The 16,884-nt window shown below is 60.0% G+C and carries 12 protein-coding genes; all 12 read right to left on the reverse strand.

Annotation, left to right across the window (positions count from 1 at the left end; genetic code table 11):
* Window positions 1-53: 53 nt before the first annotated feature.
* Window positions 54-2,726 (reverse strand): DNA polymerase I, encoded by a 2,673-nt coding sequence (gene polA / locus CVV65_RS12095; protein WP_100668342.1) that lies wholly within the window; start codon window positions 2,724-2,726, stop codon window positions 54-56.
* 84 nt (window positions 2,727-2,810) lie between these two features.
* Window positions 2,811-4,484, reverse strand: coding sequence for a peptide ABC transporter substrate-binding protein (locus CVV65_RS12100; protein ID WP_157935507.1), 1,674 nt, complete (start codon window positions 4,482-4,484; stop codon window positions 2,811-2,813).
* A 134-nt stretch (window positions 4,485-4,618) separates the two neighbouring features.
* Complete coding sequence (mdh, locus tag CVV65_RS12105; protein WP_100668344.1) at window positions 4,619-5,566, reverse strand: malate dehydrogenase; 948 nt, start codon at window positions 5,564-5,566, stop codon at window positions 4,619-4,621.
* Window positions 5,567-5,582: 16 nt separating this feature from the next.
* Window positions 5,583-6,881 carry an NADP-dependent isocitrate dehydrogenase gene (gene icd, locus CVV65_RS12110; protein ID WP_100668345.1) on the reverse strand — a complete coding sequence of 433 codons (1,299 nt, stop codon included), beginning with the start codon at window positions 6,879-6,881 and terminating at the stop codon, window positions 5,583-5,585.
* A gap of 194 nt (window positions 6,882-7,075) precedes the next feature.
* Entirely contained in the window at window positions 7,076-8,818 is a 1,743-nt protein-coding gene (gene pyk, locus CVV65_RS12115) for a pyruvate kinase (protein WP_100668346.1), read from the reverse strand.
* A 12-nt stretch (window positions 8,819-8,830) separates the two neighbouring features.
* On the reverse strand, window positions 8,831-9,790 hold the full coding sequence (pfkA, locus tag CVV65_RS12120) for a 6-phosphofructokinase (RefSeq protein ID WP_100668347.1): 960 nt from the start codon (window positions 9,788-9,790) through the stop codon (window positions 8,831-8,833).
* An 87-nt stretch (window positions 9,791-9,877) separates the two neighbouring features.
* The gene (locus tag CVV65_RS12125; RefSeq protein ID WP_100668348.1) at window positions 9,878-10,834 is read right to left on the reverse strand and encodes an acetyl-CoA carboxylase carboxyltransferase subunit alpha; all 957 of its coding nucleotides are present in this window, start codon (window positions 10,832-10,834) and stop codon (window positions 9,878-9,880) included.
* The gene (accD, locus tag CVV65_RS12130) at window positions 10,812-11,702 is read right to left on the reverse strand and encodes an acetyl-CoA carboxylase, carboxyltransferase subunit beta (RefSeq protein ID WP_100668349.1); all 891 of its coding nucleotides are present in this window, start codon (window positions 11,700-11,702) and stop codon (window positions 10,812-10,814) included. Before accD ends, CVV65_RS12125 begins: the two co-directional genes overlap by 23 nt.
* An 18-nt stretch (window positions 11,703-11,720) precedes the next feature.
* Entirely contained in the window at window positions 11,721-11,918 is a 198-nt protein-coding gene (locus tag CVV65_RS12135) for a glutamate decarboxylase (protein WP_100668350.1), read from the reverse strand.
* A gap of 107 nt (window positions 11,919-12,025) precedes the next feature.
* Window positions 12,026-13,255 (reverse strand): NAD(P)-dependent malic enzyme, encoded by a 1,230-nt coding sequence (locus CVV65_RS12140; protein WP_100668351.1) that lies wholly within the window; start codon window positions 13,253-13,255, stop codon window positions 12,026-12,028.
* Between the two features lie 115 nt (window positions 13,256-13,370).
* Window positions 13,371-13,865, reverse strand: a complete 495-nt coding sequence (locus CVV65_RS12145; protein WP_100668352.1) for a phosphatidylglycerophosphatase A family protein — start codon at window positions 13,863-13,865, stop codon at window positions 13,371-13,373.
* 18 nt (window positions 13,866-13,883) lie between these two features.
* A complete protein-coding gene (gene dnaE, locus CVV65_RS12150; RefSeq protein WP_100669478.1) occupies window positions 13,884-16,859 on the reverse strand; it encodes a DNA polymerase III subunit alpha in 2,976 nt (991 codons plus the stop codon).
* Window positions 16,860-16,884: the final 25 nt, after the last annotated feature.

Here is a 16,884-nt window from a genome sequence, read left to right on the forward strand (position 1 = left end):
CCCGGGTTTTTTTTGGGCCTGTCCGATATCTGTCCAGGCGTTCTTCGCCGCGGTCACTTTGCCTCATACCAGTTGTCTCCCGCGTGAATGTCCACCTTGAGGGGGACATCCAGCGACACGGCCGATTCCATCGCTCGTTTCACCATATCCTGGAGGGCCTCAACCTCCTCCGGAGGCACTTCAAACACGAGCTCATCATGGACTTGCAACAACATCTTCGCGCGAAAATCCCCTTCGGTCAGCCGCCGATCCACCTCCACCATCGCCCGCTTGATGATGTCCGCGGCACTGCCCTGGATCGGGGTGTTCATCGCCGTTCGTTCGGCAAAGCTTCGCAGGTTATAGTTCGAGGAGTGGATATCCGGCAGGTACCTGCGGCGCCCCAGCAAGGTCGTCACAAAACCGTTCCTCCGGGCGGCGGCCACCGTTTCTTCCATGTAGGATTTCACCCGGGGAAACTTGGCAAAATACCGGGCGATGAATTCCGCCGCTTCTTTTCGAGGGATGCCTAAATTCTGGGACAACCCGTAGTCACTGATCCCATACACGATTCCAAAATTCACCGCCTTCGCCTGGCGGCGCATCCCGGGGGTGACCTGTTCCTGAGGCACTTCGAAGACCTCGGCGGCCGTCCGGGCGTGGATGTCCAAATCATCCCGGAAAGCCTGGACGAGGGCCGGATCCTTCGAAAAGTGAGCCAACACCCTCAACTCGATCTGAGAGTAATCAGCAGATAAAATTTTCCATCCCGGCTCGGAGGGTATGAAGGCCTGGCGTAAACGCCTTCCCTCCTCGACGCGAACGGGGATGTTCTGAAGGTTTGGATCGGTGCTGGACAGCCGCCCGGTGGCGGTTACCGCCTGTTGAAAGCAGGTGTGGATCTTGCCGGTCTCCGGTCGGATGACTTTGAGCAGGCCTTCGATATAAGTGGACTGCAGCTTGATCAACTGGCGCCAATCCAAGATCCTCTGGACAATTTCGTGATACGGGGCGAGCTTTTCGAGGACATCCGCCCCGGTGGAATACCCCGTTTTCGTCTTTTTTTGTGGAGGGAGGCCGAGTTTATCAAAAAGGATCTCCGCCAGTTGTTTCGGGCTGTTCAAGTTGAAGGACGTCCCGGCCAGTTTGTAAATCTCCTCTTCTAACCGGGCGATCTCGGCGGAAAAGGTCTCACCCAGACTCCGCAGCCGATCCGCGTCCACCCGTACGCCGGTTCGCTCCATCTTGGCGAGAACAAAACTGAGCGGCATTTCCAGATCGTGATATAGCGGCCACAATCCCCGGATCTCTAGGTCCCGTTTCAACGCTGGGTAGACCCCGGCCAAAGCGGCCGCGTAAAGGGCGCACCATCTTTGTCGCTCTTCTCCTTGGGGAGCTCCCCGGCCGTCCAGGAGGGGAACCGACACGCCGAGATATCGTCCGAACACTTCGGTTAAGTCCGGGTGACCGTCTTGGGGGTTGATGAGGTAAGCCGCCAAAAGCACATCGAAGGCGTCCCCGGGCAAAGTGAAGCCCAGCCGGTCAGCCAGCACTTTCCACGACTTGATATCGTAAAGGACGGTCAGCCCCGGCTCCCTGAGCATCTGGGTCAATCCCTCGGCCCAGCCACTGTCCTCTCCACAAAGCAGGTATCGAACCCGCTCCCCCTCCGCCACTCCGATCCCCCGGGGGGTGCCGAATTGGTACCCGCCTTCCAGATCAAGAAACAGCCCCCGGACACCCACCTGCCCAGTTATGGGAGAGTCCCCCCACTCTTCAATCTGAACCCGCCCGGGGTCCAAGGTTCCGCCCACACCCACCCCGGTTCCGGAGGCGTGGTCTGGCGTCCCTTCTGTCCCGTCCGCGTCCTCTGGGAACACTTCGCCGATTCGCTCCAGAAGAGATCGAAACCCCAGCTTTTGAAAGGCCGTCCGCACCTCCCGGGCCGGGGCGGGTACCCAGCGCAGATCCTCCCACCGGCGCTCCAGGGGCACCTCCCGATGAATCCGGGCCAAGCGCTTGGACAAAAACGCTTGATCCCGATGTTCGGCCAAACGCCCCTGTAACTTCCCGGAAACCTCGTTCAGGTGTTGGTAGACACCCTCCACATTCCCGTAGGCCTGTAACAGTTTCGCCGCCGTCCGCTCACCGACGCCTGGCACCCCCGGGATATTGTCCGAAGTATCCCCCATCAGACCCTTCAGGTCGACGATCTGCTCCGGGCGAAGTCCGAACCGCTTCTCCACATCGGCGGGGTGGTAACGCTCCACCTCTCGGATCCCTCGACGGGTTAAAACGGCAGTGACGTGGGAAGAGACCAGTTGCAGCAGATCTTTGTCCCCGGTGAGGACCACCACCTGGACCCCGTCCGCCTCCGCCTCCCGGCTCATCGTTCCGATCAGGTCGTCCGCTTCGTACCCTTCCGCCTCAAGTACGGGAATACCCATGGCCCCGAGCATCTCCCGGGCCATGGGAAACTGCTCGGACAACTCATCCGGGGTCTTCTCCCGGGTGCCTTTGTAATCCGCGTAGAACTCGTGCCGGAATGTCTCCTTGCCGACGTCGAAAGCCACCGCCACGTGGGTGGGCCGCTCTTCCTGCAACAGCCGGAGTAACATCATCACAAAACCGTACACGGCGTTGGTATGTTTCCCTTCGGCGTTGGAAAGGAGAGGGAGGGCAAAAAAAGCTCGGTACAAAACGCTGTTCCCGTCGATCAGTAAAAGTTTCACACCAGATTCCGGCAACGGGGTCACCTCATTCCGATCTTGACGAACCTATTCTACCACATCGAAACGGCGTTCGCCCCGGGTCCTGGGCTCCTCGCCGGGTTATGGACGCTTTTCCACATAGGCTCCTTTCAGATCCCAGTCCAGCCCCACCGAGGGATACACGATATGTTTCACAAAAGGTTTTTGCAACCACACCCGTTCGCGAAAAAAGAGCGGGGCTACGGGCATGTCCTGGAACAGAATCCGCTCGGCCTGTTCCAGCTCCCCGGCCCGGCCTGCGGGATCTGTCGAGGCCTCAGCCGCGGCGATAAGACGGTCATAATCCGGGTTGTGATAATGAACGAGATTATCCGGGAAATCACTTACCCAAAGTTTGAGAAATGCCGAAGCGTCGTTATAATCCGCCCCCCAACCGGCCACGGCGACTTGATAGTCCCCGGTTCTCTGTCGATGCAACCGCTCGGCCGCAGGCACTTCATCAATCCGAACATCAATCCCCAGCTTTGTCTTCCACTGGTCCTGCAACCACTTGGCCGCCGCCACCGAGGGCGCAGAGTTGTCGGAGAGAAAGGTAAGCGGGGGCAGAGCGTTCAGATGCAACTCCTGAAGACCGTTGCGAAGCAACGCCCGGGCCGCATCCGGACGATTGTCCACAAAAAGGTCGCCGTTTTCCTGCCGGAAAGATTTTGTACGTCCGGGAATCGACGGGGGAACCAGGCCGTAGGCCGGCTCTGCCGCTCCGCTCCACAAGCGACGCACGTAATCCCTGCGGTCCAGGGCGTAGGACAACGCCAACCGGATGTTTTTGTTGGCAAAAGACGGGTATCGCTCCGGATTGAAAACCAGGAAAAATACACTGTCCTCGGGTACCGCCACCGGGTCCGGCTTCCCTTTCCACTGGTCGAGCCACGATCCCGCCACTCCGGTTTGATCGAGTCCCCCGGTTTCGTACAGAGAGATTCGCTGTCCGAGTTCTTTCACGATCTTAAAGGTCACTGAGGTCAAGTGGACATGCCGGGCATCCCAGTACGTCGGATTGTTGGCCAGTGTGACCTGGCGGTCGCGCTCCCAGGAAGAGATCCGGAACGGTCCGATGAACACCATCTTCCCGGGGCCTGTCCCGAACTCCTTTCCGTATTTTTCTACAACGTCTTTCCGCACGGGATAGAGGGCGGGTTCTGCCGTCAAGGAAGGAAAATAGGGTGTCGGCCGGGTGGTTTTCACCTCCAGGATACGGTCACCCAAGGCTTTTACCGCCACCTGCCCGGCCGGGCCCTTTCCCTCGGCGTAGGCTTTGGCCCCTTGGACAGGATACAACAGTCTGGCCCAGGGCGAATGGGTCGCCGGGTCCAAAACCCGCAACCAAGCGTAGCGAAAATCTTCGGCCCGAAGGGGCACACCGTCGCTCCACGCAGCGAGCCGCAGGTGAAACACAAACCGCGTGTGATCCGGCGAAACCTCCACCCGCTCCGCCAGCCCGGGGTCGAGAGTGGCCCCTTTCCCCTGACGCATGAGTCCTTCTTCCACTGCCCCCAACAAATCCATCGCCCACTGGTCGCCGGTGGACCCGGGATCCAGGGGCGCCGGCTCGTCCCCCAGCCACATCACGAGCTTCTGATCCGGATCGGGTGGTGTTCCCAAGTGCCAGCTCCATAGCCCGGCTCCGGCCCCCCCAATTGCGGCCAGACCCGCCAAGGTGACGAGCCATCTTTTTCGCCACCTGTGAACCCCTATCGACCACCATCGCCACAGATTCGGCCAAAGGTTTCTCATAACTGCCACCCCCCGTGGACAAGATTCCTTGTCCCATATGTATGACGGGGGGAGACGAGCCATGAGCCATAAAAAAACCGCCGGAATCCCGGCGGCGACACAATCGTGCAAACAACGTGACATCAGAAAGCCGTTCAGACGAGGCTGCCCAGAACCCCCATGACTTTTTGAACGGAAGCGGCAGATTTATCAAGGGCGGCCTTTTCCTCGGGGGTCAGGTCAATCTCGAAGACCTTCTCGATTCCCTTGCCCCCGAGGAGCACCGGCACGCCTAAATACAGATCCCGATATCCGTACTCTCCTTCCAAGTAAGCGATGGCCGGCAGAATCCGCTTCTTGTCTTTCAATACCGCCTCGGCCATTTGGACCAAAGAAGCAGCGGGAGCGTAATAAGCACTTCCGTTACCGAGAAGGTTCACGATCTCCCCGCCTCCTTTGCGGGTCCGCTCGACGATGGCCTCGATCCTATCCTTGGGAATCAGCGTCTCGATGGGAATGCCGCCGGCGTAAGAGTAACGGACCAAGGGCACCATGTCATCGCCGTGTCCGCCCAGTACGAACCCGGTGACATCTTCCACGGACACCCCTAACTCCATCGCCACAAAGGTCCGGAAACGGGCGGTATCGAGCACACCCGACTGGCCGATCACCCGCTCTTTCGGAAACCCGGAAGTCTTGTACGCCACATAGGTCATGGCATCCACCGGGTTCGACAGGACGATGATGACGCAGTTCGGGGAGTACTTGACGACCTGCTCGGTGACAGATTTTACAATCCCGGCATTGGTGGTAACCAGGTCGTCCCGGCTCATTCCCGGCTTCCGGGCGACGCCGGCGGTGATGATCACCAGATCGGAGTCCTTCGTATCCTCGTAATTGCTGGTCCCGACGATGTTGGCGTCAAAGCCTTCGACCGGGCTGGCCTCCATCATGTCCAGGGCCTTGCCCTTGGTCGGGTTCTCAAGCTTCGGAATATCCACCAGGACGATATCGCCCAGCTCTTTGGTTGCAGCCAACAATGCGGTGGTGGCTCCGGTGAAACCGGCGCCAACAATGGTGATCTTTTTCCGGCGAATCATCAATGGATCCCTCCTGCTGTTATTCCATATTGCCAATCAGGGCGGTGGCGAACTCCGAGGTTTTGACCTCTTTCGCCCCGGTCATCAACCGGGCGAAATCATAGGTGACCACCCGTTCCCGAATGGTCTTCTCCATGGCCTTGACGATAAGGGCGGCCGCTTCCTTCCAGCCCATATACTCCAACATCATGACGCCGGAGAGGATCACCGATCCGGGGTTGACCTTGTCCAGACCGGCATATTTCGGCGCCGTGCCATGGGTCGCCTCAAATACAGCGTGTCCGGTTTCGTAGTTAATGTTGGCCCCCGGGGCGATGCCGATGCCCCCGACCTGGGCCGCCAAAGCGTCAGAAATGTAATCCCCGTTGAGATTCAAGGTGGCGATCACGTCGTACTCCGCAGGCCGAGTCAGAATCTGCTGCAGGAAAGCGTCGGCAATCACGTCCTTAACCACCAACTTGCCGGCCGCTTCCGCTTCGGCCTGAACCCGGCTCGCCTCTTCCACGCCGCTCTGGGCCTTGATCCGGTCATACTGCGCCCAGGTAAACACCCGATCCCCGTACTCCCGCTCGGCCAACTCGTAGCCCCAATTCTTAAAAGCGCCTTCGGTGAATTTCATAATATTTCCCTTGTGGACTAACGTCACGCTCCGACGGCCATTTTTCAGGGCGTAGTCGATGGCTGCCCGCACCAGCCGCTCAGTTCCCTGCCTGGATACCGGCTTGATGCCGATGCCCGAGGTCTCGGGGAATCGAATCTTTTTCACGCCCATCTGATTCTGCAGAAACTCGATGACCGTGCGGACCTCCGGAGTCCCTTCCTCCCATTCGATCCCCGCGTAAATATCCTCGGAATTTTCCCGGAAAATGACCATGTCCACCAACTCTGGGCGCTTCACCGGAGAGGGGACGCCATCAAAATACCGAACCGGCCGCTGGCACACATATAAGTCCAACTCCTGCCGGAGGGCGACATTCAATGAGCGAATCCCACCGCCCACGGGTGTTGTCAGAGGCCCTTTGATCCCCACGATGTATTCGCGAAAGGCGGTCAAGGTGTCCGGGGGGAGCCACTCCCCGAAAGTGTGATAGGCCTTTTCACCGGCGTACACTTCAAACCAAACGATCTTCCGCTTGCCTCCGTAGGCCTTGTCCACCGCCGCGTCGAACACGCGCTGGGAGGCCCTCCAAATGTCCGGCCCTGTCCCATCGCCCTCAATAAAGGGGATGATCGGGCGGTCGGGAACAGACAATGACCCCTCCCGCACGACGATCCGCTCACCTTCGCCGGGCGGTGTCAGCTTTTCAAACTTTGCCATGCAGCAATCCCTCCCTCGACAACTGACTCCCCTGCGTCCTCCAGCCGTGTTGACGGCAAAAAAGCCGGCGCAAGGCCGGACGACAGCGCGGAAGCACAAAACCATTCTCATGATAGCACAGGGAGAATCGCTGCAACAACTTTTCTTCTCATCTATTGAACCTCGGTTTCATAGAACGAAACAAAACTTCGGACTTACAAAACTCTCGCCCGGCCGCGATAGATCAAACCGAGTTCGGCATCCACCGTCACCACTTCGCCATCCCGGAACGTTTCGGTCGCTCGCTCCACCCCCACCACCACCGGGATACCCAAGGACAACCCCACCACTGCGGCGTGAGAAGTCAGACCCCCTTCCTCCGCAATGACGGCCGCCGCCCTCTCCAAGGCGCTCATGAGGTCCGCATCGGTGGCCACCGTCACCACCACATCTCCGGCCCTCACCCGGGCGGCATCCTCCACCCGCCGCACCACCACCGCCCGTCCGGTGACCGCTCCTCGGCCAATCCCCTGCCCACGGGCTGCCACGTCACCGATGGTATGTACTTTTAGCAGATTGGTGGTTCCTGGCTGACCCACGGGGACGCCAGCGGTGATCACCACGAGATCCCCGTGTTTCACAATTCCCGTTTCCAGGGCGGCATCAATGGCTACTTCCAACATTTCGTCGGTACTTTTCGTCGTCCGGGCCACCGTAGGGTATACGCCCCAGCACAGTGCCAGGCGCCGGGCGACGTCCTCCCGGGGAGTCACCGCTACGATCGGACACCGGGGACGGTATTTCGATACCCGGCGGGCCGTGAGTCCCGACTGGGTGGATGTCAGGACTGCCGCCGCCTTGAGGTCGTCCGCCAACGCGGCAACGGCATAACTAATGGCATCGGTAACCGTTCCCTGGGGTTTGTGGACTTCGGTCCTTCGAAACGCCCACAACGCCTCTTCGGCCCGCTCGGCGATTCGGGCCATGGTCTTCACCGATTCCACTGGATATTTGCCCGCGGCGGTCTCGCCGGAGAGCATAATCGCATCGGTGCCGTCAAAAATGGCGTTGGCGACGTCGCTGGCTTCAGCCCGGGTGGGCCGGGGATTGCGCTGCATCGAATCCAGCATCTGAGTGGCCGTGATCACAGGCTTGCCCGCCCGGTTACACAATTCAATCATCCGCTTTTGCCACAAGGGCACCTCTTCCGTGGCGATTTCCACCCCCAAGTCCCCCCGGGCCACCATAAGGCCGTCCGAGACCCCCAGGATCTCTTCCAGGGCGTCGAGGGCTTCCTGGGCCTCGATTTTTGCAATGATGTCCATGTGAACCCCGGCTTCTTCCAGCAGACGGCGGATCTCCAATACATCCCCGGCTTTTCGCACGAAAGAGGCCGCGATCATGTCCACCCCCTGGGCGATACCGAAACGGATATCTGCCACATCTTTCTCGGTCACCCCTGGCAGCCGAAGTTTCACCCCTGGGGCGTTAATCCCTTTATGATCTCGGAGAATCCCGCCGTTGGTCACCCGGCAGCGTATCTCTCCGCCATGCACTTCGATCACTTTCAACCCGATCAGCCCATCGTCGATGCGAATGATCGACCCCGGGAAAACGTCCTCGGGGAGGCCGGTATAGCTGACAGAAATCCGCTCGGCCGTCCCCTCCACCGGTTCGGTGGTGAGGATCAGCTCGGCCCCGTCCTTGAGCTCCACTTGTCCCCCCCGTACGCGACCGGTGCGGATTTTGGGGCCTTTGATGTCCAACATCAGGGCAACGCGTTTACCGACTTTGGCCGATGCCTCCCGGATGCGGGCAATCCTCAAGGCGTGTTCTTCGTGGGTGCCATGAGAAAAATTCAGCCGGGCCACATCGAGGCCCGCCTGGATCAAAGCCTCGAGCACTTCGGGCGACTCACTGGCTGGGCCGACAGTGCAAACGATCTTTGTGCGGCGCACAGAAAACCCTCCTTAGATCGCGAGTATGCGGGCGAGGTCGAAGAGGCCGAGGTCCGGCCGATGAGGACGCGCCACCGCTTCTTCCATATCTATCGCCACCAGGCGGCGGTTTTGGATGCCCACCATTTTGGCGCTGTGGCCTTGCAAGAGAAGTTCCACCGCCATGGCTCCCATCCGGCTGGCCAACACCCGGTCCGCCGCTGTGGGGGACCCGCCCCGTTGAATGTGTCCAAGGACGGTCACCCGCATCTCCCAACCGATTCGCTCCCGGATTTTATCGGCGATATCCATAGCGCTCCCCACGCCTTCCGCCACCACCAGGATACTGTGCCGCTTTCCTCGATTAAAACTGCGCTTGAGGCGCTCCACGATTTCATCGATCGAATACTCTTCTTCGGGAATGAGAATCGTCTCCGCCCCGCAGGCGAGCCCGGCGCTGAGTGCGATATCGCCGGCCCGACGGCCCATGACTTCCACGAGAAAGGTTCTCTCGTGTGACGTGGCGGTATCGCGGATTTTGTCCACCGCTTCGATCACCGTGTTCACCGCCGTGTCAAAACCGATGGTCGTGTCCGTTCCTGCGATGTCGTTGTCGATGGTTCCCGGAACGCCCACCGTGGCGATTCCCCTTTTCGCCAGTTCCACGGCTCCCCTAAAAGACCCATCACCCCCAATCACCACCACTCCTTCAATTCCCCGGGTGGCAAGTCTCTCTACAGCCTGACGTTGGCCTTCCTCAGTTTTGAACGCATCACACCGGGCCGTCTGTAGAATTGTTCCCCCCCGGTGAATGATGTCCGCCACCGACCCCAAGTCCATGTCCACAAAATCCCCCGCCAACAGCCCACTGTACCCTTTCCGGATTCCCACCACCTTCAGTCCCCGGTAAATCCCCATCCGAACCACCGCCCGGATGGCCGCGTTCATCCCAGGAGCATCCCCACCACTGGTCAGTACTCCGATGGTCTGCACCTCGGTTCCCTCCCGATATAGACTTTAGGTGTCCCACATGGACATTTTTCGTCCCAACCAGACCCGGAAGAAGAGGAGGGATGTCCCTCATCCTTCCTCGAATCTCCCCATCGCCCGGAACCGGTCATATCGCCGACGGACCAACTCGTCCCCGGGCACGTCGGTCAACTCGTTCAAGCCCCGGATGATGGCGGCCTTGACCCGTTCCACCATCATAGGAGGATCTTTGTGCGCTCCCCCCAAGGGCTCTTCAATCACGTCGTCGATCACGCCGAGCCGCAGTAAATCCTGGGCTGTAATGCGCATGGACTCGGCGGCCCTCGGCGCCTGACCGGCATCTTTCCACAACAGAGCCGCCGCCCCTTCCACAGAGATCACCGAGTAGACGGCGTGTTCCAACATGTACACCCGGTCCCCCATGCCCAGAGCCAAGGCGCCGCCGCTCCCTCCTTCCCCGGTGACCACGCACAAAAGCGGAGTAGAAAGGGTTGCCATCTCAATCAAGTTATCCGCGATGGCCATCCCGATCCCCCGCTCCTCAGAGGTGATCCCGGGATAAGCCCCGCTGGTGTCAATAAAACACAGGACGGGCCGATGAAACCGCTCGGCTTCTTTCATCAGGCGCAGAGCCTTCCGAAAGCCTTCGGGATGGGGCATGCCGAAATTTCTCGCGAGATTCTCCTTGGTGTCCCGCCCCCGCTGGTGCCCCACCACCGTCACCGGCCGCCCTTGCAATAACCCGATTCCGCCCACTATCGCCTGATCATCCCCGAACAGCCGATCGCCATGTAATTCCAAAAACGCGTCAAGACAACCGTGGATATAATCCAGGGTTGTCGGTCGATCCGGGTGGCGGGCGATCTGGACCTTCTGATACGGTGTCAGATGACCGTAGATCTCCTCGGCCAGTTGCTTCGCCCGTTCCTCAAGCCGGGTGACTTCCTCGCCCAAATCGATCTGCTGAGTTTCGGTGAAACGCTTGAGCTCTTCGATCTTTCGCTCCAACTCCAACAGGGGCTTCTCAAAGGGCAACTCGCCCGCCATGGCGCGCCCCCTCCCCGTGAATGCGAAGGATCAACGAGAGCTCCGCACGTAGATCTTTCCGATGGACAATGCGGTCGATCATGCCATGCTTCAAAAGAAATTCCGCCGTCTGAAAATCATCTGGAAGTTTCTGGTGAATCGTCTGTTCAATAATACGCCGCCCCGCGAAACCGATCAGCGCTCCGGGTTCAGCGAGAATGATGTCTCCCTGACTGGCAAAACTCGCCGTCACCCCGCCCGTGGTGGGATGGGTCATCACCGATATGTACAAGACCCCGGCCTCCCGAAGCCGGGCAAAGGCGGCGGAAGTTTTGGCCATCTGCATGAGCGACAAAATCCCCTCTTGCATCCGGGCGCCCCCCGATGCCGCAAACAAAACCACCGGCCGGCGAGCCTCCCTGGCCCGTTCGGCGGCCCGGGTGATCTTCTCCCCCACCACCGAACCCATGCTCCCCATCATGAACCGAGAGTCCATCACCACCAGTGCCACCGGCATCCCGTCGATCGTTCCCTCCCCCGTCACCACCGCCTCCCGCAATCCGGTGGCCTCCCGGGCTTTTGCGATCTTCTCGGGATAGCCGGGAAATCCGAGGGGATCCACCGTGGCCAGATCGGCGTCATACTCAAAAAAACGGCCCTCGTCGAGGGTGATCTCAATCCGCTCGGCAGCCGAGAGCGGAAAATGATAACCGCACCGGGGGCATGTCTTGACATGCTTTTCCAATTCCTTGGCCAACAATATATCGCCACAACCCTTGCACTTGTTCATCAGCCCCTCGGGAATCGCCTCCCGGCGCTCCTCCGGAGCCGTGACCGGAGGGGTGAGGGTCGCGTACCGCGTTTTTTTCTGAAACCAGTCCTTTAGCACAATGTCACCCCTGGCCCCCTATGGGTGAGAAGAGTGGAGGATGTCGCTCAGCACATCCCGCACCTCGTCAAGTTCACTCTCCGGCACCAGAATCTCGTACTGTTGTTTGGAGACGCTGGTGGGCCGCACCTTAGCCAAAAACCCTTCGGTCTCCAGCCTCGATCGGATCGATTCCGCCACCCTCTCGCTCGGTGCGATATAGATGACCGTCCACATGACGATACCCCTTCCCGCCATCGGGAATACAATCCAAGTTTGAGGTCATGATACCACAGGCCCCCCGGGCCTGCAACCGCTGTCAGCCCCCAGGAGCCCAGGACCTATCAAGGAATTCCGGCCATTCGCCGGGTTCGCTCGGCGATCTCTTCTGGATCCCGGGACAGACCCGCTACCCCGGTCTCAATGGCCGCTTTAGCCACCGCTTTGGCCACCGCTGGTGCTACCCGCGGGTCAAAGGGCCGGGGGATCACAGAACGGGGCCCGAGTTCATCGTCGCTCACCAATTCGGCGATGGCATCGGCCGCCGCTTGTTTCATCGCCTCGTTGATCTCCCTCGCCCGGACATCCAGGGCACCGCGGAACACGCCGGGAAACGCCAGGACATTGTTGACCTGGTTCGGAAAATCCGACCGCCCGGTCCCCACCACCGCCGCCCCAGCCGCGTAGGCATCCTCCGGCCAGATTTCCGGATTCGGGTTCGCCATGGCCAAAATAATGGGATCTTTCGCCATCGTCCGCACCATCTCCGGAGTCAGCGCCCCCTCGGTGGATACGCCGATAAACACATCCGCCCCTCGTACCGCTTCAGCCAAATCTCCCCGAATCCCGGAAGGGTTGGTGATCTTCGCAATCTCTTCTTTGGCCGCATTCATCCGCTCCCGGCGCCCAGGATAAATGGCGCCAATGCGGTCACACAGGACCACTTCTTGGACGCCCCTGGACCGCAACAGCTTGACGATCGCCACCCCAGCCGCTCCTGCGCCGTTGACCACCACCCGGATCTGGTGAATGTCTTTCCCCACCACTCGAAGGGCATTGAGCACCGCCGCCAAGGTCACAATCGCGGTCCCGTGTTGGTCGTCATGAAAAATCGGAATATTAACCTCTTGCCGCAATCGTTCTTCGATGGCGAAACACTCCGGCGCCGCGATGTCTTCCAGGTTTACCCCGCCGAAAGAGGGCGTCAGCCGTTTCACCGTCTCCACGACCTCGTCCACGTCCGATGTATCCAGACAGATCGGCACGGCGTCCACCCCGGCGAAGGTCTTGAACAATACCGCCTTTCCCTCCATCACCGGCAACGCCGCAAGGGGACCGATGTCCCCGAGGCCCAGCACAGCTGTCCCGTTGCTCACTACCGCCACCAGGTTTCCCCGGTTGGTGTACTCGTATACAGCCTCGGGCCGCACCTGGATCTCCTTGCACGGTTCCGCGACGCCCGGAGAATACGCCAGACTCAGATCCCGGGTCGTCTTTAACGCCACCTTCGAAACCACCGCCAGCTTCCCATGATGATCCCGGTGCAGTTTTAGCGCGTCCTCTCGCAGCGCCATCCGTAGTCCTCCCTTTCTTAGCCGCTATCGGAAAAATAGCTTATTGTTCGCATTATACCAAATTGAAATCATCCGGTCATGCATTTTTTGTGAAGATCGGGTGAAGCAATGCCGTTTATTGGACCGACCCGGATTCCCAATAATCCGCCGGAGCCTTATCGTGGGCGATTCGCGCCGAGGCCGCCGCCGCCAGGCCGGCCACCAGATCATCGAGAAACGTATGAATCGCCGGGCCCTTTTCGTTTAATTTCGCCAGAATGCCCGTTTTCTCTTTATCAAGGTACCCGAAGCTGGTCAATCCGATCGACCCGTAAACGTTGGTAATGGCTAATGCCATAATCTCATCCACGCCGTACAGGGGCTCATCTCTTTCCATAATCGACTGCAAAGGCTCTGGCAGCAGCTTCTTCTCCGCCAATTCGTCCAAAGCAATTCCCGTGTAAAGGGCGTGCTGCACCTCCCGCTTCTCCAACACCGTGAGCACACTTTCCACGCACTCTTCCAAAGTCAACTTCGGGTGAAACGGTTTTTGAAGCATGAGCACGATCTCGGCGATATCTTGGATTTGTACCCCCCGCCGAGCCAACAATTCCACCATTGAAGGCGCCATAAACGCCCCTCCTCCCAACTAGGTCAAATGATACACGATGGAACTCTCTCCCAGCAACGCTTCCACATCCGATGTCAGTCCGGGACCGGGTTGCACCCGCCACCTGTCTCCGAGTTCCCGGACGTCCCGGCTGGAACGAACCAGGCGAACCCGCCAGCTCCCGGGATGCCGGGCCAACACCTGCCCCAGTTGCTTCAGCGTCTCCGGCCCACCCCGCTTCACTCGGATGTAGACCCGGGCTCCGGTGAACGTCAGCCCCATCAACTCTTTTTCATGCCGAATTTTCTCCTGTTCATTCTCCGAACTCGCCCGGCGTCCGGGGCTCTCCTCGCCAAAAAACGTCAACTGGGCACCGCCCCCGCCCCAGTGACTCTCCCGCTCTAAGCGGCCGAGCAATTCATCCCGGTTCTCACCCAGTTCATCGAAAGCACCGGCTCGAATCAGCGCCTCCACCGTCCGTCGATGGCACGCCCGGTGATCCACCCGGGACAGAAAATCCTCGAAAGAGTGAAACGGCCCCGCCCTCCGGGCGCCAAGCACCGCCTGGACCGCAGCTTGGCCCACATGTTTAATCGCTCCCAAGGCGAAACGGATCTTGCCATCTTCCCTCACCGTAAACCCCGCCCCGCTGGTTTGCACCGAAGGGGGCAATACCTCGATGCCCCGCTGAAAAGCCTCTTCCACGTATTGGGCCACCTTATCGGCCGAAGCCATGGCAGCGGACAGCAGGGAAGCGAAAAACTCCGCGGGGTAGTGCGCCTTGAGATACGCGGTACGCCAGGATAACACAGCGTATGCAACCGCGTGGGAGCGGTTGAACCCATAATCGGCAAAGCGCACGATGAGGTCGTACAGTTCCTCGGCCAAATCCCTGGGATGTCCCTGCCTAAGGCATCCGGCCACAAAGGCCGCGCGCTGTTGTTCTAAAACCTCTCTTTTCTTCTTGCCCACCGCCCGGCGGAGAACATCGGCCTGGCCGAGCGTGAATCCCGCCATCCGCGAGGCGATCTGCATGATCTGCTCCTGATACACCACAATTCCGTAGGTATCTCGGAGAATCGGTTCCAAATCCGGGTGGGGATAGTGGATCGGCACCCGACCGTGCTTGGCGTCGATGTATCGGCTGATATTCTCCATCGGCCCCGGGCGGTACAAGGAGATCACCGCCACGATGTCTTCAAAACAGTTCGGCTGCAAGTCCCGCAAAACATGTTTTACCCCGGAAGACTCGAGCTGAAAACACCCGTCCGTATCGCCCCGGCCCAGAAGTTCATAGGTTTTCGGATCGGTGTACTCCTCGTCGATTTCCACAGCATGCCCCAGGCGCTCCCCCGCCAACTCCCGGGTGTGCTCAATGATCGAAAGGGTGCGCAACCCCAGGAAATCCATTTTCAATAACCCCACGGCTTCAAGGGAAGCCATGTCGTACTGGGTAATCAACCCTCCCTCCGGGGTGCGCTGCACCGGGACGATATCGGTCAAGGCCGAAGGGGCAATCACAACCCCGGCGGCGTGGGTCGACGTGTGACGGGGCAACCCTTCCAGTCCCTTAGCCACCGTCAGCAACGTCCGGACCTGCTCATTCTCATCCTTCAACGCCCGAAGTCGGGGTTCCTCCACCAAAGCTTGGTCCAACGTGATTCCCAAGGAAGCCGGCACGAGTTTCGCCACCCGGTCCACCAAAGCCGGTGGGAGACCGGTCACCCGACCGGCGTCCCGAATGGCCGCCCGGGCCGCCATGGTTCCGAAGGTAATAATCTGGGCGACCCGATCCTGGCCGTATTTTTGGGCCACGTAATCAATGACTTCAAAACGGCGTTCATCTTCAAAATCGATGTCGATATCGGGCATGCTCACCCGCTCCGGGTTCAAGAAGCGCTCGAACAACAGGTGGTGGCGCACGGGATCCACCCCGGTAATCCCCAGGGCGTACGCCACCAAACTTCCCGCTGCCGATCCCCGCCCGGGGCCGGTGGCAATGCCGCGTTCCCGACTGTACCGAATAAAATCCCACACGATCAGAAAATAGCTCGCAAATCCCATCCGGGCGATGACGCTGAGCTCGTGCTCCAATCGGTCCCGGTACGAAGTGGGTATGGGATCGCCCACCCGCTGTCGGAGGCCCTCCTGACATAACCGCCGGAGGTATCCATCCGGGCTCTCCCCTCCGGGCACGTCAAAAGAAGGCAGCAACACCCGGCCCAGAGGCAACTCCACCCGGCACCGCTCTGCAATCTCCAAAGCGGCGTTCACGGCCTGGGGGAGGTGTGCAAACCGTGCCCGCATCTCGGCGGAAGAGGCAAACCACTGAGGGGAAGGGGAGGGTGGCGGGGCCCCGTCATCCCCTTGCCGGAGGGCTTGCACCACCCGGGCCAGGGGCGCGTCCTCGGGGTCGATGTAATGCACGTCCGCCGTGGCGACCGGCAGGAGTCCATACTCTTCCCCGAGAGAAACCAACCGGTAGTGGCTCAAACGCCCCCTTTCACTTCCGTCGTCCTGCACTTCCAGCCACGCCCGGTTTGGCCCGAACACTTCGACAAACCGCCGCAGCCAGTCCCGGGCCCTTTCCGTATCGCCCCGGGCCAAAGCCGCATCCACCGGGCCCTCTGCGCCGCCGGAAAGCAAAAACAGGCCGGGGGCGTGCGCTTTCACCGCCTCCCAGGACACCCCCACCTCCGGTCCGTCATGAGCCAGGCTCACCAGGCGAATCAGCCCTCGAAAACCCTCTTCCGACTCGGCCAAAAGAACCACGGCCGGCGGATCCCCTCTCGACGGCCTCTGAGGGCTTTCTTCGACCAGGGGAATCTGGGCTCCCAGGATCGGCCGGATCCCCGCCTCCTTGGCCAATCGAACGAACCGAATCGCCGCGTACAAATTCGCCCAATCGGTGATGGCGACCCCAGGCATCCCTTCCGCCACGACCCGTTGGATCAAGGCTTCCAGGCGGCAAACACCCCGAAGCAAAGAATACGCGCTATGAACATGAAGATGCACAAAGGTGCCTTCTTGACCCGTATCC

Origin of the sequence: Kyrpidia spormannii (assembly GCF_002804065.1) — a bacterium.
In the GTDB taxonomy this organism is placed as follows: domain Bacteria; phylum Bacillota; class Bacilli; order Kyrpidiales; family Kyrpidiaceae; genus Kyrpidia; species Kyrpidia spormannii.

Coding starts and splice junctions, on each gene's coding strand:
- CVV65_RS12125 (WP_100668348.1), bottom strand. CDS start 10,834: ATGGCGGGCGAGTTGCCCTTTGAGAAGCCCCTGTTGGAGTTGGAGCGA.
- CVV65_RS12100 (WP_157935507.1), bottom strand. CDS start 4,484: ATGAGAAACCTTTGGCCGAATCTGTGGCGATGGTGGTCGATAGGGGTT.
- CVV65_RS12145 (WP_100668352.1), bottom strand. CDS start 13,865: ATGGCGCCTTCAATGGTGGAATTGTTGGCTCGGCGGGGGGTACAAATC.
- icd (WP_100668345.1), bottom strand. CDS start 6,881: ATGGCAAAGTTTGAAAAGCTGACACCGCCCGGCGAAGGTGAGCGGATC.
- CVV65_RS12135 (WP_100668350.1), bottom strand. CDS start 11,918: ATGTGGACGGTCATCTATATCGCACCGAGCGAGAGGGTGGCGGAATCG.
- CVV65_RS12140 (WP_100668351.1), bottom strand. CDS start 13,255: ATGGCGCTGCGAGAGGACGCGCTAAAACTGCACCGGGATCATCATGGG.